Source organism: Pseudoalteromonas sp. MEBiC 03485, from assembly GCF_004195145.1.
Taxonomy (GTDB): Bacteria; Pseudomonadota; Gammaproteobacteria; order Enterobacterales; family Alteromonadaceae; genus Pseudoalteromonas; species Pseudoalteromonas apostichopi.
The window spans coordinates 1-26967 of record NZ_SGBT01000002.1 but is presented as its reverse complement, the minus strand read 5'-3'; the positions used below and the strand labels follow the sequence as shown (position 1 = coordinate 26967).

Here is a 26967-nt window from a genome sequence, read left to right as displayed (position 1 = left end):
AATAACGAAATTTTTGCCTTGTTATCAACGAGGTTTAATTGCCTCAAAATAGACTACTTAATTAAGCGGATTGGTATAACAAGTAAATATGCTTTATAAAAAATACCGCAGCTTCAACGTTAAGCTGCGGTATTTTTATGCAAACTGTAAACCCCCGTTACACAAAGAAAGCGTTTAGATGAAAGCTATCAAATGTTCGATGTAAATTTTCAGTGCTGGCAATGGCGGCTGCGAGCTATTGGATTATCGAGCAAGCGTATAATGAATATCTTGTATCACAGTTAAGTCGGTGAAAGAGGCTAACTAATACCCTGTTACAATTGTCTTATTAACTAATATTTATAATTGAAGTAGTGTCATTAAGTTATTGATTAAGGGTATAAAATGGCATTACTAAAATTTAGATTTCAGTATCTAGCTTGGCTTATTACATTTGTTTTGTTAGCTACAGGCTTGTATATCGCGATGAAATACCAACAGCACTATAGTTCACGCTTTATTGATATAGATATAAAGTCGAATGCGCTTTCAGAAATGCGCCGAGTTTTCATTCGCTTGCCCAAAAACTACAACCCTAACAAAGCTTATCCGCTCATAATTAAAACTGACGGCAATTTTAACCTTGATACTTGGGATGACGCTTTAAGTTTTCTTGAAAGCACCGATGACAAGCATGAGGTTATTCTCGTGGCCATCCCGAACCTGTTTTGGCATGACACACGAAATCGTGATTTAGTGCCACCTTACGCCCGTAAGGATGTGGCGATAGAAGCTCGCCCAATTAATCAAAATCAACGAGAAATATTTGGTAAAGCTGATGTGTTTTTAAAGTTTATTGAAACAGAGCTAATACCCTATTTAGAGGGAGAGTACCGTATTAGCGGGGAGCGCACACTAACAGGTTTTTCGGCGGGAGGTAGCTTTGTGTTATATACCATGGTTACTAAACCAGAGTTATTTAATGCATACTTTGCTTTTAGCCCTGCGGCTTGGTATGACGATAATGTTGTCGTAAAACAGTTCAGTAAAAGTTTACCTAATACAGCAGGCAGCACTCACTATTTTTATGTCACATTAGGTGGTGATGAGAATCCAATCATAACCGGTGCATTTAATGGCTTAGTGAATGCTCTTCAAAAGCATGCACCAAACGACCTTACCTGGCAGCACCACATCAACAAAGGAGCTGACCATGAACAAAACGCAGAGCAATCCGTTCGCAGTGCGCTAGATGGGGCGTTTAATCATTTTGATATGGCTAAGTAATGATTAAATAGGGCCTTTTTGGCCCTTTTTATTTTCAAAAAAAGTTACAAATACTTGTTAAACCAATTCACTAGCTCTGTTTCTAGTTGCTTTTTATGGTTCATTAAAAAGTGGTTGTCACCTTCATACACCACAAGCTTATGGGGGATATGATGCTTATCTAGCGCTTTGGCAAATTGAATTGAGTTATCGACCGATACTCGTTTATCGTCACTGCCATGAATAAGTAATATGGGCACTTTACGCGAGAGCTTATCAACCCAGTTCATTACAGAGCGTGCTTTAAGCTCTGCTTGTTTATTTTCTTTATAATTGGGGATACGACGTACATACACGTTATTTTCCATGTTAGGTCTAAACGTAAGCTCTTTAACTAAATCGGTCGCCCCTGCAATGGTTGCAATGGCTTTAATCTTGTTTGTGTGTTGCATCGCAACGTGGGTTTGCATGCCGCCTCTACTTACTCCTAACATGCCAATACGGTTTTCATCTGCACTTGCTATGTGAGGAATAAAATCAATAAGCGCAAGTACGTCATTAACATCTTTGCCACCAAACTCATCTAAATCATCATTTTTTGTTAATGTACCGCGGTACTGACTGCCGATAACCACAAAGCCTTGCTCTGCTAAAGGAAATAAATTTCGCATCATTGCTGCAAAATAAACACTGCCAAAATTACCGTTACCGCCGCGGTTATAAATTAATACTGGTAGCTTATTCTTGATGACTTTAGGTTTGATGATATAACCAAGCACTTCAACATCATCAACCTTATATTTAAAGTTATGGCAGGTTAAATTTGTTTTAAAGTTATCGAACATATCTTGTGGAAAGGTTTCTTCAAAGGCTTTAATACGCTTTAAGTACTCAGTCTCGGTTTTAGCTTTGCGTTTATTCTTTTGCGCTATAAATTGGTGCCACGAATCATAGTCAGCAAAGATGCCTGTGAAGCAGTCTGTTTCTTTTGTTACGTGTTCATCATCGATAATTTTCGCTGCGCTGGTAGAAAAAACAGCAAGAGATAGGCTGGCAAAGAGTAGTAATTTATACACAACAACATCCTTTTTGGTGGCTAAAATTTACTAAACCACAGTAACTTAAATGAAGGTTATTTGTACAACACTAATTTAGTAAACGCTCAAGCCACTCAATCACAACTTTTTGTATAGATGTTTCAAAGCGATTTTTTTCGGGGATGTAGTAACATAGTTTTGATTCAACATCTTGGCTATTAAATGGTGTTAGTAACCCTGCATTTAAATAAGGTTGAACCAAGGTTTTTGAGCAAAACACCACGCCTTTATTGGCGAGCACCTGATTTATACCAAATAGCTCTTGATCAAATGTTTTTATCTCGAAACATGAGTCATTTAGGTTATTTACTTTGAGCCACTGCGCTAATGGTGGAGCAGGTAGCGCATTATTTTTCCACTGGCTTGTGTATAAAGTGACCTGTTCATCAAGCCAAGGGGGGTTTTTATCTGAGCTTGCTGCAAACACATCAAAGCGTTCATACTTGATGATATCTGATTTGTTTACTTCCTCACTATTTCCTAGCCGAACAGGCAAGGTATGAAGCTGCTTATCTAAAGTTTCACTGGTTGATATATCAAGCTGTAAATGTGGTTTTTTGTTATTTAGCTCTTCTAAAGCGGGTATTAATCTTAGGGCTGCTAGAGAAGATGTTGTGGTGATACGTACTTGGTTATGTGCTTGGCTCACCTGTTCAATTGCCGCAAAAATAAGCTTAAAGCCGCTAGTTGTGTTTTGGCTTAGGTACTCGCCTGATGGAGTTAAGGTTATCTTTCTCACTTCGCGATGAAATAAATCAGTATTCAAGCGGCTTTCTAGATTAGCAATGTGGTGCGATACCGCTGTAGGCGTAATCGCAAGCTCAGCGGCGGCTGCTTTAAAGCTACCTAATCGTGCAGCTGATTCAAAGGCTTTTAAAGCTTGTAATGATATATGCATAGTTGAACCCACCTAAATTTATAGATGAGTATAACTTACTTATAGTGAATTATAACTCGTTTGTTAAATGGCGCACATTTAATGATGATACCAACACATTAACTAATGAGGTATTTACTATGACTACTCTGCTACACATTGATGCTAGTGTGCGTTCAGCTAAAAATGCAAACCCTAATCACGACTCAATCTCTAAAAATATTGCTAAGCAATTTGTAAATCATTTACAGCAAAACAATGCTATAGCTGAGTATATTTACCGTGATGTTGGAATGAATCCACCTTCATTTATTAATCAATCTTGGATTGGTGCTGTGTTTACGCCTGCCAACAAGTTAACGCTAGAGCAAAAAGAAGTACTGGCCGAATCAGATGAATTGATAAATGAATTGGTTAACGCTCATACCATAGTGATATCAACGCCTATGTATAACTATGGCATGCCCGCACAACTAAAAGCATGGTTTGATCAAATCGTTAGGATCAATAAAACATTTGACTTTGATTTGCAGCGGGGGGATTTCCCTTTGCAACCATTATTAAGTGGTAAGCGTTTGCTGGTTATAACCTCAACGGGTGAGTTTGGCTTTGAGGCAGGTGGTATACGAGAGAGTATGAGTCATTTAGTGCCGCACATTAAAACGTTGAGTAAGTATTTAGGTGTTCAGCATATTGATGAAATTGCTTGTGAGTATCAAGAATTTAACGACAGCAGGCATCAACGTTCTTTGACTAATGCCTATGCTAAGGCTGAACAGTTAGCACTGAGATACATCAATTAAGATTACATAACAAAGCCGCAATAAGCGGCTTTGTTGTGTAATGGGGCTTTACATTATAAATTCGATTTAACGTTATTCTACCGAAATGAACACCTCAACTTCTTCACTGCTTTTATAAAACTCATAGTCAGTTTTATATGCTCGGATGTGTGGGCATTGTTCATTACTAAAGTACTGCCAAACTTGACCCCAAACATCTATAACGGTTTGTGGCATGGCTCCTTTGGCGCTAAAGCGAAGGTAGTTACCTGTGGCAAGTGTAGTTTGTTCTGTCTCTGGTGAAGTGACTTGCAGGTCAGTACAAGCAAATACATCAAACTCCCATGTGACATCTGACTCATAGTGAGTGTATACGCCATATACTTTGCTAGATGGCGTTAAATTTGGTGCTATGTCTGTGTAAAATTGCTGCCATAAGCCTGCAATTTTGGCACCTTTACCACTCATTTCGTTCATATTACTGGTGCGAACCTTGAGGCCAAATAAAGTCGTTGGGTTGTCGATATTGATTTTCGTTACTTGCTGATCCATTGCATTTATCCTTGTTTTTTGTTCCCGTTAAAATACCAGAGCATATGTGCTTTAACCTAGCCTTTTTCATTATTTATTTTATTACCCCTCATTTTGTCAACGGCCTTTACAGCTTAAAAAACAGTCATAGCATCCTTATCAGCATCAGGTTAAGATGGGCAAAATAACAATAAAATCAGCGGGTGTTTAATGAATAAGATCAATGCGCTTATCTACTTTTTAGCCTTTAGTAGCGGCTTTTGTATTATGGGAATTGAGCTTTTAGGCGGACGAATTTTAGCGCCGTACTTTGGCAGTAGTGTGCATATATGGGGCAGTATCATCACTGTATTTATGTTGAGCTTATCGATCGGCTATTTGCTTGGTGGCAAGCTTTCAATCCGCAACCCGTCATTAACTAAATATGGCCTAATCTTCTTTGTGGCTAGCATTATGGTTGTGCCGATCGTACTGTTTGCTGAGCCAATTATGACCTTTATTTTCACCTATATTGAAGACAGTCGTTACGGCTCGTTACTGGCTTCAACGGCATTGTTTTTTATCCCAACAACAATACTCGGTATGATCTCACCTTACTCAGTGCGATTATTGGTTACCGATCATGAAAAAAGTGGTCAGGTTGCCGGTGGTTTGTATTTTGTGAGCACTCTAGGAAGCGCCCTTGGCACGATTATTACCTCTTTTTATATGGTGCTAGCATTTGATGTTAACGACATCATTAAAACCTTTGCCGCGGTTTTAGGCTTGCTTGGGTTGCTTGCAATTGTTGTTAGTCAAATAAAAACGAAGGAGCGTACTGTATGTTTAGAGTCTTAATGGTTTGTTTGATCATGACCCTGCCCTTTAATGGCTTTGCCGAAGTAATTCATAAAGAACGCTCGCTTTATCGCAATATTTTAGTGGAGAAGTCTGGCGATTTATTGTGTTTAAAATTTAACGAAAAAACCCGTAAAAGTACGCAAAGTTGTATGTATAAAAGTAAGCCTAAAAAGCTGGTGTTTAATTACACCAAAATGACGTTTGCAAGCTTACTATTTATTGATGACCCTCAGAATGTATTGATCATTGGGTTAGGGGGCGGATCGCTTTCTAATACCATTCATGAGCTTTACCCAAGTGCTAGTATCGAAAACGTCGAAATTGATCCTGCGGTAATCAAAGTTGCCCGTGATTTTTTTAGTTTTGTAGAAACTGATAAAGTAACGTCTAAAGTGCAAGATGGTCGTATTTTTATTAAACGCGCTGCCCTTAAAAAACAAAAGTATGATTGGGTAATTCTTGATGCTTTTAATGGCGACTATATCCCAGAGCACCTGCTTACTAAGGAGTTTTTTACGGAAGTAAAAAGTGTTTTGGCTGATGGCGGAATTATCGCTGCAAATACTTTTTCATCGAGTAAACTTTACCAGCATGAGTCGGCAACTTACTTCGATGTGTTTGGTGACTTTGTCAATGTTGTGACCGATGAAAACTCTAATCGCATTATTTTAGCTGGCTTCGATACTATGCCTAGCCAGCAACAGTTAGCTGAACGAGCCAACAAACTAGCAAATAAGTTAACACCTTACGATGTTGATTTGCAGTTACTCAGCGAGCATTTGTTTTATACTAAGGGTAATCAAGATTGGCCTGCTGATACTAAAGTACTCACTGACCAATATTCACCAGCGAACTTATTAAATTATCAATGATCAAATACGGCTTAATTGCATTTCTTTTATTTGCTTGCTCTGCTGCTACGGCAGAGCACCCTTCTACCGCTCCTTTAGCGGCAAGCCAGCAACAATTGTCTAAACTTTTGAATCAATATAAAGGGAAAATCGTGTTACTCGATTTTTGGGCATCTTGGTGTAGCCCTTGTAGGCGGTCATTTCCTTGGTTTATTGCCATGCAAAGTAAGTATCAAGAGCAAGGACTTAAAGTGATAGCTGTAAACATTGATGTTGAGCGCAGTGATGCTGATGTGTTTTTAACTGAGTTTGCTGTGAACTTTAATATTATTTACGACCCTGATGCTGTTATTGGTAGGCAATACCAACTGAAAGGGATGCCGAGCAGCTTTTTAATCGATAAAGAAGGTATAGTTCGATATCAACACACTGGATTTTTAGCTGATAAATTAGACCTCTATGAAAGCCATATCAAAGAGTTAATTGCTAATTAGTATTATTAAGCAGATAACTTTTGCTGTTATTCGTTTTTGTCGAACATTGCTATCTATTTTATTAATTGCACTAATATTTACTTAGCATGCTAACTATATTAAAATAGTTAGCATGCTAAGTAAATGGAGCGCATCATGTCCTCTACTCCCCCTTTTCACGAAACTCTTGATTTAACATTATGCGGCAGTATGGGCCGTGTGCATCGATTATGTCGCGATGCAGTAACTTTGGCGGTCGAGCCTCTTGGACTCACTCAATCTCGTTGGACTGCAATGATGCACCTGTCTCATTTAAACCAAGGTTGTACGCAGCAAGAGTTGGCAAGCAGCTTAGGTATTGAAATGCCATCGTTGACTCGCACTATTAAGAAGCTTGAGCAACAAGAGATTATTGCTCGCAAAGCTGATGCTGAAGATAAACGCAGTAAACGTCTGTACTTCACTGAGCAGGGTCTACAATTGTTAGACACATTACAAGTGATTATCGCTGATGTGAAAGAGCATCTTTATGCCGATTTGACCACAGAACAACTCGATACTATGGCACATGGTTTAATTCAGATGGAGCAAAACGCTCGCCAGTGTATCCGTCATTATTCAGGAGATAAGTAACTTTATGACGCCAGATCAAAAATTTGCCCGTTACGTAAAAATCTCTTTGGCGGGTTTCATTGTTTTATTTTTATATTTTGTGATTGCTGATCTATACATGCCTGTCACACCACAGGCCCGTGTGTATCACCCTGTTGTGCAAGTGACGCCACAAGTAAGTGGGCGTGTGACTGACGTATTAGTGACCAATAATCAAGCCGTCGAAAAACAGCAAGCCTTGTTTAAGATTAACGATGAGCCTTTTGAGCTTGCCGTTCAACAAGCTGAACTTGCTTATGATGATGCGAAACAACAAAACCAACGTTTAGATAGTAGTGTCAAGGCAATAGAAGCGCAGTTAGCTGCTGCTCAAGCTAAGCTGCATGAGCAAACGTTGCTGTTCGAGCGCGGTGAGTCGTTATTGAAAAAGCGCTCTATTTCAGAGCAAGAGTACGAAACAATCAATGCAAACTACCAATCAAGCAAAGCGAATGTAGCTGCAATTGAAGCGCAGCTTAGCGAGGCTAAATTAGCGCGTGGTAAAAAGGGTGATGACAATTTAGCGCTTCGCCATGCCCTAAATCAGCTTGAGCAAGCGAAACTAAATTTGTCGTACACCACAGTGACTGCCGATACCGACGGTAAAACAGCAAATTTACAAGTAACACCGGGTACTTATGCTAATAAGGGCCAGCCGTTAATGGCGATTGTTGCCAATAAGGCTGATTTAGTGGCTGATTTTCGTGAAAAGTCTTTAGTTCACGTACAAATTGGTAGTACTGCAAAAGTTAGCTTTGATGCGCTACCGGGAAAAGTGTTTACTGGCAAAATTATTAGTTTTGAAGCCGGTGTAAGTGACGGTCAGCTCAATGCAAACGGTTTACTCAGTGCTACAGAAAGCAGCAATCGTTGGGTACGAGATGCACAGCGTCAACGTATTCATATTCAACTTGATGAACACCAGATGCTAGCTAAGTTCCCAAGTGGTGCTCGTGCAACCGTACAGCTTTTGCCTGACTCTAGCATCGGTAGCTGGTTTGCGAGCATGCAAATCCGTTTTATCAGTGTTCTGCACTTCATTTACTAAGGCTGGGTGAGCTATGTCTGTATTGCAACTCGATGGTAATGGCTTGCGCCAGGCGCTTCGCATTGCTACGGGCTCAGCATTAGGGTTTGCACTGGCAAAATTGATGAACTGGCCTAATGGCATCTTTTTTACTGTTTACCCTATGCTATTGCTCGGCTTAGTGCCTGTGTTAAACATGCATATCATTCGACAGTTTTACGCAGGCGCAGTATTCAGTGCATTATTTGTACTTGTAGTGCAAGGGCTGTTCTCTCACTTGCCTGTTGTTATGACGATGATCTGCTTTGTGGCATTTGCCTTTTTATTCTATCAAATGAGTCGTGGCGCTAACTTTTTATTTGGCGCTACAACAGTGGTCAGCTTGTCTATTCAATTGCATTTTTCGACCTACACAGGTGGAGGGGTAAGTATTTATCCGCTGATTATTAGTAATGCCGTTGCAGTTGTGGTTACTGTGGTGTTTTCGATGCTAATGCATGGTTTATTCCCAGATGTTTCACCGCGCCAAGGCCGTCAGATGCCAGAAAAAGCAAAAGAAAGTGTACGCCATGAGGTATTACTTTGCTCAACGGTGGCAACCTTGTCATTTGTGGTTTTTCAGGTTTTTGATTTACAAGATTCAATTTCTGCTCAAGCAGCATCTGTTCTGATCTTATTTTCGTTATGCTGGAAAGCGGCTGGTATGGCTGCATGGCAACGTGCTATAGGAACTTTAATTGGCTGTAATTTGGCCTTAGTTTCACAGTTATTCTTGTACAACCATACTGATATTTTGATATTTCCGGCGTTAATTCTATGGATCTTAACTTTTATCTTTAGTCGTTATCATATAATTGGTGGGGGTATTCCAGGTGTCGGTTTTGGTATTATTACTACATTTGGCATTTTGTTTGGCCAGTCATTGGGGCCGGGGCAAGATCTAGTATACAGCGCACTTTATCGCTTTTCGTCAGTATCAGTGGCAATACTGCTGAGCTTATGTGCAGTGTACATTATGCATCACATTTTAAATCGCTTTGAAATGACAAGGCATCACACATTCGAGTAAAATCTAATATGCACAAAAAAGGGAGTTATTCAGTACTCCCTTTTTTATTATTTGGTTCGAAAATTGTGGGTAAAGACTTTAATAAATCCTCTTGCTTCTTTACAACACTTTGTACGCAAGTTTTTGAAGCAACATCTGCAACCCAAGCGCCCCATTGAGAACTGCCTGGTTCTTCTCCAGGTGTTGCCCACCATCTGGCTTTATAAAGAATTTCGTTATAACAGGTTTCACTACCTTGCGGATACGCGCTTCCAGCTTGCCAAGAATCTACAGCAAAGCTTGAAATAGGCAACGTTGACAGCGTTATCATTGCAGCTGCAAAAAAACGTGATTTTTGGCCCATACGCCCCTCCTTTATTATTCTGAAATTGTATTACTATTATAGACGCGGCAGGATTAACCATCAATTAACTTTGTTAACAAGTTACACTTCTTTACAGTTTCGCTCATTTTTGACACGGTTTTCTGGTGCTAAGGTTAGGGTTTTATGTTTTTTCGTAATGCTTTTGTTTGTCCTCTTTTGGTTTTGCTGTCCATACGTTTTCTCTGAGAGCTTTTGCTTGGTTTAGTTGCTCTACGTTTCTTTTGTACTTGTGTAGCGTTTACGATTATTTCTTTTAAACGGCTAAGCGCATCTTCTTTGTTCATCTCTTGTGTACGATGACTTTGCGACTTAATGACAATTACGCCCTCTTTGGTGATTCGAGAGTCATTTAAATTAAGCAAACGTTGTTTGTAAAAGTCAGGTAATTTTGATCGGTTAATATCAAAGCGTAGGTGAATTGCTGTAGCCACTTTATTGACGTTCTGTCCGCCAGCACCTTGAGAACGGATCGCACTAAAGTCGAGCTCCCATTCAGCAATCGTGACAGTATTAGAAATAGTTAACATCAGGTTCATTTAGCTATGGTAAAAAAAGGATTATAACATTTGTAATTGGTCAAACATAATTACTCGACTATGTGAGCCGATTGCTAACCAATTTGAAAGAAAGGAGATCACAATGAAAGCACTATTTATTTCAATAAGCCTACTGGCGATGAGTTTTTCTAGCTTCGCAGAAGATATTACTGAAAGCCAGCTACAGCGTTATATCAGGGCTTTGCCAGCAGTAGTAAATTGGTCGCAAAACCAACCAGAGCTTGAAAGTTTGAATCTCGATAGTATGTTAGGAAGCTCTAATGGTGCAGATAGTTCCTCTGTTATGGATGCATTAGGCCACATTAAAAGGCATGAGCTTTACACTGAGTTTGCAGCGTTAACCAAACAATACGGTTTCACTCCTGAGCAGTTAGTTACAGTTGGCTCAGAAGTATCTCTTGCCTATTTAGAAAACCTTAAAGCAGGTATGTCTGAAGAGAACAAGCAACGTGTAAACCAAGCGATGAGTGGTTTACAAAGCCTAACGGCATCATCATCTAATGCGGGGGCTCGCTCAATGGCGGGTGCTTTAGAAGGTGTTAAAGCAAGTACTGCAACAGCAGATGTTAGCGAAAGTAATATTAACTTAGTTAAGCAATACATGCCGCAGTTAAAAGAGTTATTCGCGATGTTGCAGTAACAGCACAAAAAAAGAAAGCGGCTAGTGAGCCGCTTTTTTCTACTTACTCGAATACCATTGCGTTTTTTAGATGCTGCATTTGTTCTGCAGTTGGTAAAAATCCAGTTTGTACAAATTCATTCAGGCTCGGGTGACGTTCAAAGTACAAAATATCTAGGGCAAATCGATTCATGCCGTACAAGCCCCGATGGATCATATTTGCCGAAAATATGAGTAAGTCACCCTTCTTCAATGCAACTTGTTTTCCGCGTCTCAGCGAATCATTATTTTTAGCTCCTTGCTGCCCCAATCTTACAGCTAGTTCTTCGTCTGAATCCCAGTTTTTGTGACTGCCCGGTATTAGCTCAATTCCCGGCTCATCTTCAAAAGCTACTCGGCAATGTAAAACTTCAGGGCCATAAAGTGCGGCCTTTTGTGCATCAAGCTCTAAGTGATATTGCATATCGCGATGCCAATAGTTTGCTTGTTTGGGATTGTAAGGATTAAAAAATAATTGAGTATTCATAAACTGAGGTTCAGCAACAACGCCTTTAACCTGATTCAATAGAGTATCGGCACAGATAAATTCAAAAAGGGTAAACTTTTCTTCAGTACTTAAACATGCAGCGCCAGTCAACCCTGAGCTATTAATCCCTCTGGATTGGTAAAAACGTTGGTTTTCTAGCAGCCAGTTATAATGAAACTTATCGAGAATGGGCCTTATCTTGCCAAGTTCATTCGCTGTGTAAAGCCCCTTTACATGGCAATAGCCGTTTTCAGCAAAAAAGTTATTTTCCATTTTTTACCTTGCTAAAATTGCACGTATTTTACTACTAAGCTCAGGCAATACTTGTTGCTCAAACCATGGGTTTTTCTTCAGCCAGATATTATTACGAGGGCTTGGGTGAGGTAATGGCAGGTAACTTGGCCAATATTCACGCCACGATTTTACTAACTCAGTTAAGGGTAACTGCTTAGTGTGGGGTAAATGATATGCCTGCGCGTACTTACCTAAGATAATGGTGAGTTCAATATTAGTTAACTGTGCTAAAAGTTTTTCACGCCATGTAATCGCGCACTCTTTTCTCGGTGGTAAATCGCCCGACTTACCTTTTCCTGGGTAACAAAAGCCCATTGGCAGAATAGCAAAATTACTATTATCGTAAAACTCTTCATTGCTTACGCCAAGCCAAGAGCGAAGCCTTTCACCGCTAGCATCATCAAATGGTTTGCCACTTTCATGTACTTTTATCCCTGGCGCTTGACCAGCAATTAAAATACGAGCCCGTGAATTAAATTGAATAACGGGCCGAGCGCCAAGTGGTAAATGAGTCTCGCAGATCACGCATTTACTAACTTGTTCTAATAATGATTGAGTAGTCATGAGTTAGTAAAAATATGATCTATGCTTGTTTTGACCAAACAGCTAACTCGTTACCACTTGGTTCTGTGAAGTGAAAACGACAGCCTCCAGGAAAATCAAACAAAGGCTTAATAATTGTGCCGCCGTGTTTTTCTACCTGTGCTTGAGTCTCTTTAATATTATTTGAATAAAGCACTACTAGCGCACCGCCATTAGAGGTTGAGCTACTTAGAGGTGCTTGGTAAAAACCACCGTCAAGGCCCGCTGATTCAACGCTAAATGCGCTGTATTCAGGCCCGTAATCGGTAAATTGCCATTTAAAAACTTGATGAAAAAACGCTTTTGTTGCAGCTAAATCTTTTGCTGCAAACTCAACATAATTTAAGCTATGGTGGTTCGACATAATTTGTTCCTATTTTAAACTGTTCTTGAGCGCCATGGCGCAATGCAGTGCTGTACTATCAAGTAATGGAATTGAGGCATCGGATTGCTGAACTAGCAATGCTATTTCAGTGCAACCAAGAATAATGGACTCTGCACCCTGCTTAGTTAGATTATCAATAATTGTTAGGTACTCGGCTTTGGATTCTGGATTGATTATGCCTTTGCATAGTTCATCATAAATCACACGATGCACTATTTCACGCTCCTGAGCATCAGGAATTAAAACGTCTACAGAGAATTTATCTGCTAAGCGTTGTTTATAAAAGCCTTGCTCCATAGTGAATTGAGTACCCAGCAAAGCCACTTTTTTATGGTTACATTGTATTAGCTTTTCACCAACTGCATCAGCAATATGTAACAAAGGAATAGAAACACATGCTTGTACTTGCTCTGCTAATTTGTGCATCGTGTTAGTACAAATCAATAAATAATCGGCGCCAGCAGCTTCAACCTGTTTGGCTGCTTTTATCAGTATTTCGGCCATCTGTGGCCAATCCTGTTGCTGTTGTAGTTCTGCTATTTCGGCAAAATCGAGACTGACAAGTACTATTCTGGCGCTATGTAGCCCCCCAAGTTCATTTTTAATGCCTTGATTTAAAAGTTGATAGTAACTTTGCGTTGACTCCCAGCTCATACCACCAATTAAGCCTATTGTTTTCATTACAACCTCTTTTTAGTTTCATAACACCATATGACAATGCTCAGAACAAAGCTAGCAGATCATTATTTTACTAACAAAAATACAGGATGAATTTGTTTCATTATTAAATACGCTTACGCAAATGATAATCACTATCTTTCTGTTTGGCGGCGATATAATATGTGGTTTTCTTCTCGTGTTATTTTTTAAGGGATTATCATGCACTCTCAATCATTAGATGCAGTGACAAACAATCACCCTAAAATTACAGCTAAAAAGGGTTCTGTGAGCCTATCTTATCGTGTCGCTGTATTTTTGCGTTTTGTTGCAGCCATCATTGGTGGTTACGCTTTTACCAGTGTACTTATTTCGTTATTAGCTGTGTTATTACCACTTAATAAACTCGACAGTGTTCTTTTAACTACGACTCTATCGGTATTTTTTTACTGTTGTGTATTTATTTGGGTGTTTGCAGTTAAGTCTTTAAAGACTGTATGGATCACAATTTTACTAACTACTGGTGGGCAATTACTGGCCCTTTCATTGATTAAGGGGTGGTTATGAAAGAGAGTTTTTTCCGCTCAATGACTTGGCTGCACACCTGGGTCGGTTTACTGGTATGTTGGTTATTATTCTTGATATTTTTTGCTGGTACTATCAGCTTTTTTAAGGATGAAATTACTATTTGGGCTAAGCCCGAAACGCATCATGTGCAGCATCAGCCTAAGCGTATTCAGTCTCAAGCCGATCAAATTAAATATGTGTTTGCGCAATTACAGTTGCAGGCACCTAACTCATTATCGTGGCGAATAAACTTACCTGAATCTCGAAATCCAGTTTTAAGCTATGGATTTGCTGAGCCTAAACAGCCAGGGCAGCGTCGTGCGCCTTTCAATTATACCTATTTGAACCCTAATAATTTAGAGCAATTGCCAGCGCCTCGAGATACTAAAGGTGGGAATTTTTTCTATCGCTTACACTTTGATTTGCATTACATAGACGTTTTTACTGCAAGGATAATTGTTTGTTTAGCCTCATTATTTATGCTTGTAGCATTGATCACTGGCATTGTGATCCATAAGCGCATTTTTAAAGATATGTTTAGCTTTAGAGCTAACAAAGGCAGCCGAAGTTGGCTAGATGCACATAATGTTTCGTCGGTAATAGCGTTGCCGTTTCATATTATGATCACCTATACGGGTATTATTACTCTGATATTTATGCTGTTCCCCTACCCCGCTGAAACCGTATATGAAAATGGCTTAAGACAAATGTTTGATGAGGCATTGCCCATTAACAAGCGTGCTAAGCCCAGTGAAGAGCAGCGCCCTATGGTGGCAATCAAAGAGGTATTAGATCAGATTTATACTAAGTCACCGAATGCCGACATTAGCCACGTGTTTGTGAGAAATGCGAATACAGCGACCTCACAAATAGTGGTTTATTTGGCAACCGGCAAAGAGCTTGTAGATAACGGACCACGCTATTTATTTAATGGTGTAACAGGTGAGCTCGAAGCGAGCTCAGGTGAAGATTGGAGCGCTTCGGCGCAGTTTTATGACTCAATGACAGCATTACATAGCGGCCGTTTAGCCGAGCCATTACTGCGTTGGTTGTATTTTTTCTGTGGCGTAGCAGGCTGTGCCATGATAGCTACAGGCTGCATCATGTGGGCAAAGCGCTTACGCGAGAGACTCAAAGCAGAGCAAAAACCAAGCTTTGGACTTAAGCTCGTTGAGACACTAAATTTAGCCACATTGATGGGCTTACCCCTTGCAACCGCAGCGTTCTTCATTGCTAATCGACTATTACCTTTAGAGTTAGCTGGTCGTGCCGATAAAGAAATACTCGTGTTTTTCTTAGCTTGGCTTGCGACGCTAGTTGTTGCTGTGATCGGCCGAGAAAAACATCATTGGCGCTATAGTGCATGGTTAAACGCTGCTGCTTGCTTATTAGTGCCTATTGTAAATGCGCTGACAACAGATGGTAATTGGATCACGTATTTACTAACTAAACAGTGGGCTTTATTTGGTATTGATAGTGCGTTTATTTGTGCAGGGGGGCTGTTTTTACTACAAAGCAAAAAAATACCAAGCCATAAAACCACTACAAATAAAGGTAGATCAAATAAAAACAGGATTTTAAAGGAGCAACAAGGATGATGGAATTACTACAATTTAGTCTCTGCTTTTTAGGATTTAATTGTTTTGCACTTGCAAAATTTAATCATTTTCGTGATGTGTTTAAAAAGAAATTGACTGAAAAACAAAGAAATAGCTTTTTATTAAGTGGCTGGATCACTATTTTACTAAGTTTAGTACTTTGTGTGCTGTCAGATGCTGGATATGGCGCATTGCTGTTTTGCGGCTATATGGCATTAAGTGTACTTATATTAATGATTTTATTCAGTTTTACTGTTTCTTGGGTTAAGCATGTCAGTTTATTAACTATGTCTGTCTTGCTGTTAAGTGGCTTTTCAGTGATGATTTTCTAGTTTAGTTAGTAAAAAACTGATCTGATACCAATTCGAAACAATACCTAATTCAGGAATTGATATAAAAAAATGGGTAGGCAATGCCTACCCAAGCAGGGGATTAAATTGGGGATCACATGTTGCTACAATTTAATGGTGAGTATTATGCTCATCCTCCATTACAGTTGTGTTGCACATTCGTGATAGTTTAAAGACAGTTGTAAAGCCCCTTTACAAGCTCTTATGGTCAACATAAATAAGCTCGTCTGTTTTAAAACCATATTTTTTTGCTGTGTTTATAAAGTCCTGCATTTGCTGTTCTGTAACGTTAGGGGTGCGTGACAAAAACCATAAATACTCTTTGTTATAGCCAGTGATATAAGCGTATTGATAATCTTGCTTATCTAATTCGAACACTACATAAGAGCTATAAAATGGCCCAAAGAATGATACTTCTAAGTGGCCTATGTCTTGTTGCTTGACAAATTTCGCTTTACCTTCAGCTTGCTGCCATTCTTGATCTTCAGCGCTGTATCCCTTATTGATAACTTTCACACTGCCATCTGGGTTAATCGAGTATTCGGCAGTAATACCCTCTAGGCCGCGTTCAAATGAATGATCTAAACGTGCAATTTCGTACCAAGTTCCTGTGTATTTGTTTAACTCAAAGTTATCGACGGGTTTGATATCGTCTGGCACTCCTGTACACGCAGATAAAATAGCTGTGATACATAAAATTCCGATTAGCTTTAATGATGTTTGCACGCTTTTACTCCCTTTTAAAAATCAAACAAATTAATACGTTAATGGCACTAATTTAGTTCAATTACGGTAAACTATTAAAGTCAAAAATTAAAGTGAGAACAGTATGAAGATTTGGGTTGATGCAGACGCCTGCCCCGTCGTTATTAAAGAAATATTATTTCGTGCCGCAGAGCGCACACAAACCTTCACCACATTAGTGGCGAACCATGCGATGCGAGTGCCCCCTTCAAAGTATATTAGCCGTTTGCAGGTATCTTCGGGTTTTGATATTGCTGACAACGAAATCGTTAAGCGCATTGAGCCGAGTGATTTGGTGATCACCGGTGATATCCCTTTGGCTGCAGAAGTTATCGAAAAAGGTGCCCAAGCGCTCAACCCTCGCGGTGAGTTATATACAACTGAAAATATTCGCTCACGTTTAAACGTTCGTGACTTTATGGATACAATGCGCTCTAGTGGCGTTGAAATGGCCGGCGGCCCACCGCCGTTAAGCCAAGCTGATCGCCAGAACTTTGCTAATAACCTAGACCGAATTCTAGCTAAAAAGTCATGAGTGTCGCTAATAGCAGAGCGCTAATCGGTTTTGGTGATGAGGCGTTTAAAGTCGCTGTTTATATAGAAAAACGCCCGCCAATGCCTGCTTGGCAACAGCTTGACCATTTACATGTAATGCAAACCGGCCAAATTAACGAAATAAACCAAGCATGCGGAAATGGTTGGCGTAAAGTTTTTAACGTGTATGGCAAAGTGCTGTTTGCACTACCAAGTGAATATTATGATTTTGCTAAATGCGCACCTGACTGGCAGACTTTTCGCGATGAACAACTGCTACAAGCACATAGTCAAACGGCATTACTGTTTAGCCCGCCGTTATTAGACAAACCAAAGCAATTACATATTGTTGCTGGGCGAACCTATGCCAAAAAGCTTATCAATGATGGGCTTCTCAGTAGTCAGCTAACTTGGCTTGATGATGAGTTTGCTATTAGTAAATCAGATAAAGTGATTGTCTGCCCTTATTTTGATTACCGTCAGTTAAGCAATATTAAAATCGCACGTCTTAGTCAGTTAGTCGCAGATATTTTCTCTTAGTTTCTAGTTTATTGCGTTATTGAGTTAGCAAACTAAGCTTAGAATACCGCAAAAATTAATAGTACTTCAGATGAAAATACTGGTCGTCGATGACATGCCCTTGATGCGCCATGTGCTTATAAACATGTTGCGTAGGTTAAACTATAAGGATATAACAGAGGCGACTGATGGCGCGCAAGCGTTAGATTTACTAGAAAAGCAAAGCTTTGACCTGATAATAACTGATTTACACATGCCGAAAATGGATGGTAAATGCTTGCTTAATCATATTCGTGAATCCTCTGTACTTAGAGATTTACCCGTACTTATGGTGACGTGCGAAGATAGTAAGCAAACGGTCAACGAGATGATTACAGCAAGAGTAAACGGCTTTATTATCAAACCATTTTGTTTAAATACGCTGCAAAAGCAGTTAAGTCGAATTGTTAAACCAGAATAACCAGCAAAAACTGGAGTTAAGAGCGATGTTTAAGCATTTAACAATAGTGAGTTTATTCACAGTAAGCACAGCAGTGGCAAGTGCTGAACAATTGACTTTATACACCGAAGTGTTTCCACCCTATAACTTTGTGCAGCACAATCAAATCACAGGTATTAACACCAAAATCATGGAATCTTTGTGCGAAAGAGCCAAGTTGAGCTGTACGTTTAGTGTATTGCCTTGGAAGCGCGCAATGTCACAAACGCTCGCCCAACCGAATGCAGGAATTTACTCTACTTCGCGTACCGCAAAGCGAGAAACTCAATTTTATTGGGTTGGCCCTTTGGTATCTGGGCATTCTTGTTTATACCGTTTAAATAACCGCAACGACATTAAAGTAACGAGTACTCAGTCGTTGCAAAACTACACCATTGGCGTATCTCGTGGTGATGTATATCAAACCGTTCTAGCTGATTTTAACCTAACTGAAGGCCAGCAATTTTTAACTTACTCAAAAAAGTTTGAAGAGCTAAAAATGTTTAAGCAAGGTAAGCATGACTTGCTGATTGGCTCGTCTCTTACTCTTTCATCACAATTGATGAATGTGGGTATGAATCCAGAACAAGTAACACCGGTATTTGAGCTTAAGCACCCTGCTTTAGTGGGTAATTACTTAGCGCTTAACAAAAATACGTCGCTAGAGGTGATCACTGCACTGCAAAAAGCGCTTGATACCATGAAGCAAGAAGATCAAATAGACCGAATTGTTGATGAGTTTGTAGCAGAGGAGATGCATTCTCACGGCGAAGTATCGACAGTTGCGCAGCCGTGCTTAAATGGCTCTGCTATTTACTAATTTGGATTGTTTTTAGGTAAAATATCCGCAACTTCTCTTATTTTTGAAGTCAATCGCGATTTTTCGCACTCGAACGCAAAGCCATTGCCTCATTTTTAATTGCTTTTTATAGTGATTAATACAATAAAAAGGGCAAAAACTATGAAACCAACTCCACTCATTAAAAGCTTAGTGCTCGCTATATGCTTAGGTACAACAGGCGCTACTCAAGCTTACGATCGCATCACAGGACATAACTTTGCAAGTCGTTCTGAAGTCATCGCACAATCAGGTATGGTTGCAACATCACAGCCGTTAGCTACGCAAGTGGGCTTACAAGTATTAAAAGAAGGTGGAAATGCCATTGATGCGGCGATTGCAGCAAACGCAGTGCTTGGCCTTGTTGAGCCAACAGGATGTGGAATTGGTGGCGACTTGTTTGCCATTGTTTGGGATAACAAAACTAAGCAACTTTACGGTTTAAATGCCTCTGGTCGTTCACCACAAGGCTTGTCTTTTGATACTTTAAAAGCACAGGGGGACTATATTCCTGCTTATGGGCCCTTGCCAGTGTCGGTACCTGGTGCTGTTGATGGTTGGTTTGAATTGCACAAAAAGTTCGGCAAAACGCCAATGAAAACGCTATTACAACCTGCTATCGACTATGCCGAAAATGGCTTCCCTGTGTCGGAACTGATTGCCTATTACATGCAAAAAAGTGTAGCTGCGCGTGGTAAATACCCGGGTTTTAAAGATGTTTACATGCCTGATGGAGCAATGCCTGAAAAAGGCGATATATTTAAGAACCCTGCCCTTGCAAATACCTATCGCAAAATTGCCAAAGGCGGCCGCGATGCCTTTTACAAAGGCGATATAGCTAAAGAAATTGGTCGCTACATGAAAGAAAACGGCGGCTACTTATCCTATGAAGATTTAGCTGCGCACCATAGTGAATGGGTTAAGCCTGTGAGCGCCGATTATAGGGGGTATACGCTTTGGGAATTGCCACCAAATGGTCAAGGTATTGCTGCACAGCAAATTTTGAATATTCTTGAAGGTTACGATATCAAAGCAATGGGTTTTGATAGCCCAGAATACGTACACACCTTTGTTGAAGCGAAAAAGCTCGCGTTTGCTGATCGTGCAAAGTACTACGCCGATCCAGCGTTTAACACCATTCCCGTACAAACACTTATTTCGCAGCAATATGCTGACCAAAGACGTAAACTGATAGACCCTAACAAAGCCGCAAAACGCGACCATGCAGGCCCAGTAGAAGGCGATACCATTTATATGACGACCGCCGATAAAGACGGCAACATGGTTTCACTTATTCAAAGTAATTACCGTGGCATGGGTTCAGGTATGACACCTGCCAAATTAGGCTTTGTATTGCAAAACCGTGGTGAAATGTTCGCGCTTAAAAAAGGCCACATGAACCAATATGAGCCAGGCAAACGACCATTTCATACAATCATTCCTGCGTTTGTCACCAAAGATGGCAAGCCATATATGAGTTATGGCGTGATGGGCGGTGCAACACAGCCACAAATGCATGCTCAAATACTTATCAACATGATTGATTTTGGCATGAACCTCCAAGAAGCCGGTGATGCACCGCGTATTCTGCACACAGGTTCATCGCAACCAACCGGTGAGATTATGGAAGACGGTGGTTTTGTTAGTTTAGAGTCAGGCTTTTCGATGGAAACCCGCCGCGAGTTAATGAAAAAAGGCCACACCTTACAAGACGCCGTTGGCCCATACGGTGGTTATCAAGCTATATTGAAAGACCCTAAAACCGGCGTTTATTACGGCGCATCCGAAACCCGTAAAGACGGACAGGCCGCGGGGTATTAGGCTCGGAATTTAAAAGAGCTGTCAGCTATCAGCCGTCAGCTCCGTAAAGTAGCTAACTCCCAACCACATACCCTGTAAAACCCAGCACTTTAAAATACTGTTTTGGGGTGCTGAATCGGGTTTCATTCATTAACTCTGAAAAACGAATTCGGTCTAATGGATAAAACTCGTGCTCTAGATTGTGGCGCGTGTGCTCTACGCCGGCTTCGGTTAAACCTAACTGTGTACAAAGCTGTAGCTGTGATTCACGTTCAAAAGCAGATTCTGGGCGCATTAAATCGGCAATGTATAAGTTGCTCGATTTTTTAAGTTTGCTGTGAACCGCTTTTAATAGCGCTTTTTTGTCGCCGTTATCCTCAACAAAATGCATTACCAATAAACACAATGCTGCGTCACATTGGCTGTCGATGTCGTTGATATCACCGCAGTGTACAGTCACGCGGTCGCTGATGTTATGCTGACCAAACTGCTGCTCGGCAATATCGAGCATGTCTTGTGAAATATCTTGAGCAATAAACTGCCAGCTAGGGTTTAATGCTGCTAATTCGATGATTTCCTTACCTGTTCCGGCTCCAACAACTAAAATGCACGCATCATCGCTCAGCGTTGTTGCCAGTTGGGCGGCGGTTGCTTGATGTAATAGCTCATAACCTGGAACTAGGCGCAAAATACGTTCGTCGTAGTGACTTGCTTCTTCGTGATTAAAAGTTGGCATGCTAATCCTTTAAATAACTGAGATGGTCGAATAACCACCTGGTTTTTTCGCCACATGCACTTGCGTGGCAACGCGTTCGGTCATTTCCGATACGTGAGAAATAACGCCCACTTTGCGACCTTGTGCTTGCAGAGAATCAAGAGCATCCATCGCGATGCTTAACGTTTCACTATCCAAAGTACCAAACCCTTCGTCGATAAACAAAGAGTTTATTTGCACTTTATTTGACGACAACGATGCAAGACCTAATGCCAGTGCTAACGACACTAAAAATGACTCGCCGCCAGATAACGTATTTACAGAGCGCTGCTCATCGGCCATGTCTTTATCGATAATTGCGATATCGAGTGTTTGTCCTATGGCTGTTAATTTGTAGCGTTTGTTTAGTGTCTGTAAGTGGCTATTCGCGTAGTGCAGAAGTATTTTTAAGGTTTGTGTTTGCGCTAGATTACGCATGGTTTTACCGCTTGCATCTCCTAGCACCTTATTGAGTAGATACCAGTGCTCATAGCTTCTTTGTTGTTCCACTAATAGCTTTTGTTTATCAGCCAGCGCTTGGCTATTTTGTTGATGGGTTTTAAGCTCCGTCGCAACTTGCAATAATGCGTTATTCGTTTGCACTTGTTGCTCTGTGGCCTGATTAAGTTGTATTTGCAGCTCACCTTCTCCCAGAGCTGGCTTATCTTTTTGATGTTGAGCCAGAGCCTGTTGTCGTTGTTTTAAAAGAGCTTCAGCGTCTTTTAAGCCGCTTTCGGCGGAGTGATATTCAGCCAGAGTTTGCTTGATTTCAGTAGGGCTTATCGTTAATAGCTGACTAATTGCTTGCTCATCCAAGTTTGGATGCTGCGCTTTAAAATCGTTAAACCAAACGCAAAAGCGCTCATTAAGCGCTGCTTGTTCAGCGTTTAGTTCTTTCTCACGCTCGTCAATATTGGCGATTTGAATGGCTTGTTCGTCACGCGCCTTTACCGCATGACTATGGGTTGTCTGGGCAAGTTGTAGTGCTTGCTGCGCTGAATCTATCGCCTTTTCTAGCTCTGCAATAAACTCATCTACCGAAATTGCAGCGTTACTCAATAAGCCCTCGCGCTTTGATTGTATCTGCGTTAGTTCGTTTTGAGTTTGGCTTAGTTGCTCGTTGCAATGAGTTAAAGAGGCATTTGCTTCGTTAAGCTGCGGCGTTAAATGAGCAAGGTGCTGCTCAATCGTTTTTAAGCTAGCTTTAAGCTCATCTGCAGTTTGTAGCGAAGCTTGATAGGCCTTAACATGTTCAGCGATGTTCTCTAGAGAAATACTTTGTTCATTTAATGCGTGCCACCAAGGTGCACTGGTGAACTGTTGATTTAGTGTCGTATAGAGCTGCTGATGCTCATCATTGAGCTCATTTAAACGTGTTTGCAGATTATTTAGCTGTTGTTGCAATTCGTTTAATTGCTGCTCTTTGCTATGTAGCGCTTGCCCTTGCTGATTATATTCAGTTTGCTTAGCCGTAAGTGTGTTTTGCAGCTGCTGTTGCTGCTCGAGGGTTTTGTAGTATTGCTGTTTTTGCAGGCTGAGCTGTTGCTGACGCTCACTTAACTGATCTTCGGTTAAATCATTTAGCTCAGTACGGCTAGCTGCCATGGTTTCTTTGAGGCTCTGTTGTTGAGCGCTCAGTTCTGAGATTTGCCCGCTTAACGAGCTTATCTGTTGGCTACATGCCGCCAGCTCATTACTTTTAGTTTGCTGTAATGCTTGCTGAGCTTTTAAATGCTGTTTGGCGTTAGTTAGCTCCCTGGTAAAGTCGTTAATAAGCTGGCTAAATTGCTCGCTAACCATTTCTTCATGCATAAAGGGGTGTTCTTTTGAGCCACATACCGCGCAAGGCTCCCCTGCTTTTAAAGTGGCACGTAACTGGCTGACTCCCTCACTGGCTCTTAACTGCACTTGCTGTAAATTTTTCTCACAAAGCGAAACCTGTTGCTGTGCTTGCTCTGCCCCTTGCTGAGCATCTTTTAATGCCGTTTGTAGTTGCTGCTCAGTTTGGCTTAATGTGTTTAGCTGGGTTTGCCAGTTTTTTAACTGCTGCTGATTAGTTTGCCACACTTGGCGCTTTTCAATCAGGTGCTTAATCGCCTCAAGCCCCGCATCAATATCCGCCATTGATTGGGTATTTAAACTCGATTTAAAGGCGGCATCTTGTTCATTTAAGCGCTTAATTTCTTGCTCAAGGGTTTGAAACTGGGTTTTGCACTGCTGCGCGGCTGCTTGCTGCTCATCAATTTTAGGTTGAAGAGCTTTTACGTTTTGCTGTGATTGGCTAATTGTGTGCTGTTGCTGACTAAAGCGGCTTAGCTCACTTTTAAAGAATGACCAGTCTTTTGCTAAAGGCTGCCACTGTGCGTGTGTTTCTAAGTAGCTATTAATGTGTGCTTGTTGCTCAAGCTGTTTTTGCTGCTCTGCTTTATGACTATTTAGTGTATTAGTCAGCTCTTTATGATGGTGCTTTGCTTTATCCGCTTGTACTTTTTGCGTCGCTGCTTGCTGGTTTAATACGGCAAGTTGCTTATCTAACTCTCGGGCCTGACTAATAAGAGGTTGCGCGTCTTTTTGTGCTTGCTTTGCTTGGTTTAGTTGCGCGGTTTGCTTTTCAAGCGTTTGCTCAGCATCTTTGATCAGTGCTTTATGGTCAACGTTTAATAGCTGCTCACGATTTTGGGTTAGCTGACCTTGTTGGGCTGTAATTGTAGCGGCGCGTTCGCGGTTATCTTTTATTTCAAGGCATTGCTGAGCTTGTTTCGCTTCAGTGGCTTTTTCAGCAAGGGCTTCTAATTGCTGTTGTAACTCTTGTTTTGCTTGCTCAGCTTGGTTTAGCTGTTGTTGCTGCTGAGATGCTTGCTTATACCAGGTTTGGTACTGTTCGAATTGCTTTATTTGTTTTTGTGACTCAGCAAGTTTTGCCTCAAGCGCCGTTTGCTCAGCTTGTTTAGTTTCGACCTCTTCAGGGCTTAAAACCTGATAATTACTTAAACTTAACTTTAACTGCTCTAACGATTGCTGCTGCTCACGGTGGCGCTCAAAAATACGCTGACCAATACGGCTGAATTTATCTGTGCCTGTTAAACATTCAAGTAATTGCGCACGCTCATCACCGGTTGCTTTTAAAAACGCTGCAAATTCATGTTGCGCAAGCAGCACTGCTCGAGAGAACTGCTCAAAGCTCAAACCAATAATACGCTCGATCTCTTTACCTGCCGCGCTTCTGTCAGCGATCAGGATTTCATCAGGTAATGAGTGCAAGCTATGTTGTGCGGGCTGTAACTTGCCATCAGCTTTATTACGCGCTCGGCTAAAGCTTAATCTTGCTCGATACTGCTGTTTATCTTGGCCTATAAAGTCGACTTCGGCAAAGCCCTGCCCTGCCCCACGGCGTAATAAATTTCGCGAGTCATTGAGTTTGATATTGTCGCCGTTAAAGTCAATTTTATTGCCTGTATCGCCGCGTAATCTTGCTGTTTTGTTATAAAGCGCTAAGCAAATAGCATCAAGCAAAGTACTTTTCCCCGCGCCTGTATCACCTGTGATGGCAAACAACCCCGCCTCTTTTAAAGGCGAAGTGCTAAAGTCGACTTCGGCGTCTAAGATAGAGGCGAGTTGATGAACACGAATCGCTAAAATTTTCATAGTAGATCCTCCGCATTCAATTCATCGATCACTTGGCTTAATAAGCTTTCTAGTTCTTTTGGCACAGCCTGCCCTGCCATATCTTTATTATTTGCAAATGCTTGCTCTAAAAGTGAATGTGGGTTCAGCGCTTCAATTTGCGAGACATCTTCAAATAAGGTTTGTTCATCGTCTTGCTGGCTGCTTTGATGTCGCACCCTTTCAATGCCACAAAACTTAACCTGCTTACCTTCAAGGGCTTGTTCTATTTGTTCTCTAAAAGTGGTGTCAGTGTCATGGGCGCCCAATTTAACCCTAAGATACGGCGCTAAATCTTCATCCGTTAAATCGAGCTGTTTTATAAGCTCACATAATTCGTTCAGTGGCACACAGTCTTTTTCTGGTAGCAACATGACTTTACAAAAGCTAGGAATGTAAAGGGGGTTTACAGAAGTTCCTGAGTCACTAAGCTCAACAATTACAACTTGATGTTGATAACGCCTTTCAGAAAATGACATTGGCAATGGCGTGCCACTGTAGCGAATAGTCTCTTTCTTCGCGACGGTTTGAGCTTTATGAAGGTGCCCTAGCGCGACATAATCAGGTTGTTCAGTAAATATGCTTGCCGATATCGCATCTTCACCACCAATGACTAAGTTACGTTCAGAGTCAGATGAGATGTCTCCGCCTTTTGCATGTAAATGACCCATGGCAATTAATGGCGCGTTTGGTAATTCGCTTGTTGCTTGTAATGCATCTTTGTAGGCAAGGGCAACTGCTTGGTTATAACTTAATGGTTGCTCTTGTTGGCGGTTATAGCTGCTTAAATCACTGCTACGTAAAAATGGCATGGCAACAACATTCGCATCGCCGTTTTTTGTGCTGATTGGCAGTACTACTTCATGAGGAGCGTTGCTATCAAAGCGGCCAACAACATGGGTATCAAACTGAGCTAATAAGGGCTTTGCCGCCATAATTCGATTTGCTGAATCATGGTTACCAGCAATAATCACTATGTGTAAGTCTGGGCAATGCTGCTTAGTGGTTTTAATAAATTGGTAGAGTTGGTTTTCTGCGCTGGCAGGTGGCGTTGCCGTATGATAAATGTCACCCGCAACCAGTAGTAAGTCGATCTGTTCTGACACAAGCGTATCGGTTAACCAAGCAAAAAATGCTTGATGTTCATCGAATCGGGAGTGCTCGTAGAATTGTTGGCCTAAATGCCAATCAGATGTATGAAGGACTTTCATTAAACGCTCTTATTATTTAGTAAGAGCGCCAATATACCTAAGCTGAGGCAAGATGCCCAGCCTGGTTTGTTAACTTAAGCTATACCAAGCAAAAATCACCATAGGCAGAGCTAATAATGCCATTATCAAAGGTACTTTAAGTGCTTTTGTTTGCTTAGCTTGCAATATTTTAAGGGCATTTGTTTCATTACATGCCGCTACTTTGTCGATATAAAAATACCCTGAATCTAGGTACTGTTTACAATTTTGTTCGTCCGCTGGAATTGCAATTAGTTCTTGTTGTTTTTTTAGGATATAGAAATCCATAAGCTCACCGAATTCTATGCTGATTACCAAAACATTTGGGGTTTGAACAAACGCACAACAGACCCCAAAATCAAAAAAGTGGGCGATTTTAAATACAAATGGCAGTGAATTTCAATAGCAAATGTCGCAAAATTTAATTTATTGCAAAAATAATGGCAATTAAGGATAAAATTACTAG

Annotated in this window: 31 protein-coding genes; 17 read left to right on the top strand and 14 right to left on the bottom strand. The window is 40.8% G+C overall.

The window, feature by feature from the left end; genetic code table 11:
- Window positions 1–384 precede the first annotated feature (384 nt).
- Window positions 385–1266, top strand: coding sequence for an alpha/beta hydrolase-fold protein (locus tag EVU92_RS16990; protein WP_130052354.1), 882 nt, complete (start codon window positions 385–387; stop codon window positions 1264–1266).
- A 44-nt stretch (window positions 1267–1310) separates the two neighbouring features.
- Here the strand turns inward: EVU92_RS16990 and EVU92_RS16985 are convergent, their stop codons facing one another.
- Both EVU92_RS16985 and EVU92_RS16980 read right to left on the bottom strand, forming a co-directional pair.
- Complete coding sequence (locus EVU92_RS16985; RefSeq protein WP_130052353.1) at window positions 1311–2321, bottom strand: prolyl oligopeptidase family serine peptidase; 1011 nt, start codon at window positions 2319–2321, stop codon at window positions 1311–1313.
- A gap of 70 nt (window positions 2322–2391) precedes the next feature.
- Window positions 2392–3240: a LysR family transcriptional regulator gene (locus tag EVU92_RS16980; protein ID WP_130052352.1), complete on the bottom strand. Its 849-nt coding sequence runs from the start codon at window positions 3238–3240 to the stop codon at window positions 2392–2394.
- Between the two features lie 119 nt (window positions 3241–3359).
- On the opposite strand from EVU92_RS16980, the gene EVU92_RS16975 reads away from it, so the two are divergent.
- Complete coding sequence (locus EVU92_RS16975) at window positions 3360–4022, top strand: NAD(P)H-dependent oxidoreductase (protein ID WP_130052351.1); 663 nt, start codon at window positions 3360–3362, stop codon at window positions 4020–4022.
- Between the two features lie 72 nt (window positions 4023–4094).
- Here EVU92_RS16975 and EVU92_RS16970 read toward each other — a convergent pair whose 3' ends face one another.
- The gene (locus EVU92_RS16970; protein WP_130052350.1) at window positions 4095–4553 is read right to left on the bottom strand and encodes a GyrI-like domain-containing protein; all 459 of its coding nucleotides are present in this window, start codon (window positions 4551–4553) and stop codon (window positions 4095–4097) included.
- Window positions 4554–4742: 189 nt separating this feature from the next.
- Between EVU92_RS16970 and EVU92_RS16965 the strand changes: the two genes are divergently transcribed.
- The 6 genes from EVU92_RS16965 (at window position 4743) to EVU92_RS16940 (ending at window position 9443) form a co-directional block, all read left to right on the top strand.
- Window positions 4743–5369 (top strand): fused MFS/spermidine synthase, encoded by a 627-nt coding sequence (locus EVU92_RS16965; protein WP_130052349.1) that lies wholly within the window; start codon window positions 4743–4745, stop codon window positions 5367–5369.
- A complete protein-coding gene (locus tag EVU92_RS16960; protein WP_130052348.1) occupies window positions 5354–6244 on the top strand; it encodes a fused MFS/spermidine synthase in 891 nt (296 codons plus the stop codon). Before EVU92_RS16965 ends, EVU92_RS16960 begins: the two co-directional genes overlap by 16 nt.
- Complete coding sequence (locus EVU92_RS16955) at window positions 6241–6717, top strand: TlpA disulfide reductase family protein (RefSeq protein WP_130052347.1); 477 nt, start codon at window positions 6241–6243, stop codon at window positions 6715–6717. Before EVU92_RS16960 ends, EVU92_RS16955 begins: the two co-directional genes overlap by 4 nt.
- A gap of 135 nt (window positions 6718–6852) precedes the next feature.
- Complete coding sequence (locus EVU92_RS16950; RefSeq protein ID WP_130052346.1) at window positions 6853–7329, top strand: MarR family transcriptional regulator; 477 nt, start codon at window positions 6853–6855, stop codon at window positions 7327–7329.
- Window positions 7330–7333: 4 nt separating this feature from the next.
- Entirely contained in the window at window positions 7334–8395 is a 1062-nt protein-coding gene (locus tag EVU92_RS16945) for an HlyD family secretion protein (RefSeq protein ID WP_130052345.1), read from the top strand.
- A gap of 13 nt (window positions 8396–8408) precedes the next feature.
- Entirely contained in the window at window positions 8409–9443 is a 1035-nt protein-coding gene (locus EVU92_RS16940; protein WP_130052344.1) for a DUF2955 domain-containing protein, read from the top strand.
- A gap of 25 nt (window positions 9444–9468) precedes the next feature.
- Here EVU92_RS16940 and EVU92_RS16935 read toward each other — a convergent pair whose 3' ends face one another.
- Entirely contained in the window at window positions 9469–9786 is a 318-nt protein-coding gene (locus tag EVU92_RS16935) for a hypothetical protein (protein WP_130052343.1), read from the bottom strand.
- A 134-nt stretch (window positions 9787–9920) separates the two neighbouring features.
- Entirely contained in the window at window positions 9921–10334 is a 414-nt protein-coding gene (gene arfB / locus EVU92_RS16930) for an alternative ribosome rescue aminoacyl-tRNA hydrolase ArfB (RefSeq protein WP_130052342.1), read from the bottom strand.
- Window positions 10335–10446: 112 nt separating this feature from the next.
- Here arfB and EVU92_RS16925 point away from each other — a divergent pair, with 112 nt between their 5' ends.
- Complete coding sequence (locus tag EVU92_RS16925; protein ID WP_130052341.1) at window positions 10447–11004, top strand: short-chain dehydrogenase; 558 nt, start codon at window positions 10447–10449, stop codon at window positions 11002–11004.
- 43 nt (window positions 11005–11047) lie between these two features.
- Here EVU92_RS16925 and EVU92_RS16920 read toward each other — a convergent pair whose 3' ends face one another.
- The 4 genes from EVU92_RS16920 to EVU92_RS16905 are packed head-to-tail and all read right to left on the bottom strand — an operon-like array spanning window position 11048 to window position 13451.
- Window positions 11048–11782 carry a phytanoyl-CoA dioxygenase family protein gene (locus EVU92_RS16920; RefSeq protein ID WP_130052340.1) on the bottom strand — a complete coding sequence of 245 codons (735 nt, stop codon included), beginning with the start codon at window positions 11780–11782 and terminating at the stop codon, window positions 11048–11050.
- A 3-nt stretch (window positions 11783–11785) separates the two neighbouring features.
- The gene (locus tag EVU92_RS16915) at window positions 11786–12367 is read right to left on the bottom strand and encodes a uracil-DNA glycosylase family protein (RefSeq protein ID WP_130052339.1); all 582 of its coding nucleotides are present in this window, start codon (window positions 12365–12367) and stop codon (window positions 11786–11788) included.
- Window positions 12368–12386: 19 nt separating this feature from the next.
- Window positions 12387–12749 carry a VOC family protein gene (locus tag EVU92_RS16910; protein WP_130052338.1) on the bottom strand — a complete coding sequence of 121 codons (363 nt, stop codon included), beginning with the start codon at window positions 12747–12749 and terminating at the stop codon, window positions 12387–12389.
- A 9-nt stretch (window positions 12750–12758) separates the two neighbouring features.
- Complete coding sequence (locus EVU92_RS16905; RefSeq protein ID WP_130052337.1) at window positions 12759–13451, bottom strand: aspartate/glutamate racemase family protein; 693 nt, start codon at window positions 13449–13451, stop codon at window positions 12759–12761.
- 198 nt (window positions 13452–13649) lie between these two features.
- On the opposite strand from EVU92_RS16905, the gene EVU92_RS16900 reads away from it, so the two are divergent.
- From EVU92_RS16900 to EVU92_RS16890, 3 genes are read left to right on the top strand one after another with little or no spacing between them, the layout of a single operon-like run.
- On the top strand, window positions 13650–13994 hold the full coding sequence (locus tag EVU92_RS16900; RefSeq protein WP_175580338.1) for a hypothetical protein: 345 nt from the start codon (window positions 13650–13652) through the stop codon (window positions 13992–13994).
- The gene (locus tag EVU92_RS16895) at window positions 13991–15592 is read left to right on the top strand and encodes a PepSY-associated TM helix domain-containing protein (RefSeq protein WP_130052336.1); all 1602 of its coding nucleotides are present in this window, start codon (window positions 13991–13993) and stop codon (window positions 15590–15592) included. The genes EVU92_RS16900 and EVU92_RS16895 overlap by 4 nt, the downstream gene beginning before the upstream one ends.
- Window positions 15589–15924 carry a DUF3325 domain-containing protein gene (locus EVU92_RS16890; protein WP_130052335.1) on the top strand — a complete coding sequence of 112 codons (336 nt, stop codon included), beginning with the start codon at window positions 15589–15591 and terminating at the stop codon, window positions 15922–15924. Before EVU92_RS16895 ends, EVU92_RS16890 begins: the two co-directional genes overlap by 4 nt.
- 210 nt (window positions 15925–16134) lie before the next feature.
- Here the strand turns inward: EVU92_RS16890 and EVU92_RS16885 are convergent, their stop codons facing one another.
- Window positions 16135–16668 carry a lipocalin family protein gene (locus EVU92_RS16885; RefSeq protein WP_239977456.1) on the bottom strand — a complete coding sequence of 178 codons (534 nt, stop codon included), beginning with the start codon at window positions 16666–16668 and terminating at the stop codon, window positions 16135–16137.
- A gap of 103 nt (window positions 16669–16771) precedes the next feature.
- Between EVU92_RS16885 and EVU92_RS16880 the strand changes: the two genes are divergently transcribed.
- From EVU92_RS16880 to ggt, 5 genes are all read left to right on the top strand, one after another.
- The gene (locus EVU92_RS16880; RefSeq protein ID WP_130052334.1) at window positions 16772–17221 is read left to right on the top strand and encodes a YaiI/YqxD family protein; all 450 of its coding nucleotides are present in this window, start codon (window positions 16772–16774) and stop codon (window positions 17219–17221) included.
- Window positions 17218–17760, top strand: a complete 543-nt coding sequence (locus EVU92_RS16875) for a hypothetical protein (RefSeq protein WP_130052333.1) — start codon at window positions 17218–17220, stop codon at window positions 17758–17760. Before EVU92_RS16880 ends, EVU92_RS16875 begins: the two co-directional genes overlap by 4 nt.
- Before the next feature lie 70 nt (window positions 17761–17830).
- Complete coding sequence (locus EVU92_RS16870; RefSeq protein ID WP_130052332.1) at window positions 17831–18199, top strand: response regulator; 369 nt, start codon at window positions 17831–17833, stop codon at window positions 18197–18199.
- Window positions 18200–18224: 25 nt separating this feature from the next.
- Window positions 18225–19037, top strand: a complete 813-nt coding sequence (locus EVU92_RS16865; protein ID WP_130052331.1) for a transporter substrate-binding domain-containing protein — start codon at window positions 18225–18227, stop codon at window positions 19035–19037.
- 141 nt (window positions 19038–19178) lie between these two features.
- Window positions 19179–20876 carry a gamma-glutamyltransferase gene (ggt, locus tag EVU92_RS16860; RefSeq protein ID WP_130052330.1) on the top strand — a complete coding sequence of 566 codons (1698 nt, stop codon included), beginning with the start codon at window positions 19179–19181 and terminating at the stop codon, window positions 20874–20876.
- Between the two features lie 52 nt (window positions 20877–20928).
- On the opposite strand, the gene EVU92_RS16855 is transcribed toward ggt, so the two are convergent.
- The 4 genes from EVU92_RS16855 to EVU92_RS16840 all read right to left on the bottom strand — a co-directional run bounded on the left by EVU92_RS16855 (window position 20929) and on the right by EVU92_RS16840 (window position 26789).
- Window positions 20929–21591: a class I SAM-dependent methyltransferase gene (locus EVU92_RS16855; protein ID WP_130052329.1), complete on the bottom strand. Its 663-nt coding sequence runs from the start codon at window positions 21589–21591 to the stop codon at window positions 20929–20931.
- 9 nt (window positions 21592–21600) lie between these two features.
- A complete protein-coding gene (locus EVU92_RS16850) occupies window positions 21601–25254 on the bottom strand; it encodes an SbcC/MukB-like Walker B domain-containing protein (protein ID WP_130052328.1) in 3654 nt (1217 codons plus the stop codon).
- Complete coding sequence (locus EVU92_RS16845; protein WP_130052327.1) at window positions 25251–26483, bottom strand: exonuclease SbcCD subunit D C-terminal domain-containing protein; 1233 nt, start codon at window positions 26481–26483, stop codon at window positions 25251–25253. The genes EVU92_RS16850 and EVU92_RS16845 overlap by 4 nt, the downstream gene beginning before the upstream one ends.
- Window positions 26484–26552: 69 nt before the next feature.
- Window positions 26553–26789: a hypothetical protein gene (locus tag EVU92_RS16840; protein WP_130052326.1), complete on the bottom strand. Its 237-nt coding sequence runs from the start codon at window positions 26787–26789 to the stop codon at window positions 26553–26555.
- Between the last annotated feature and the right edge of the window lie 178 nt (window positions 26790–26967).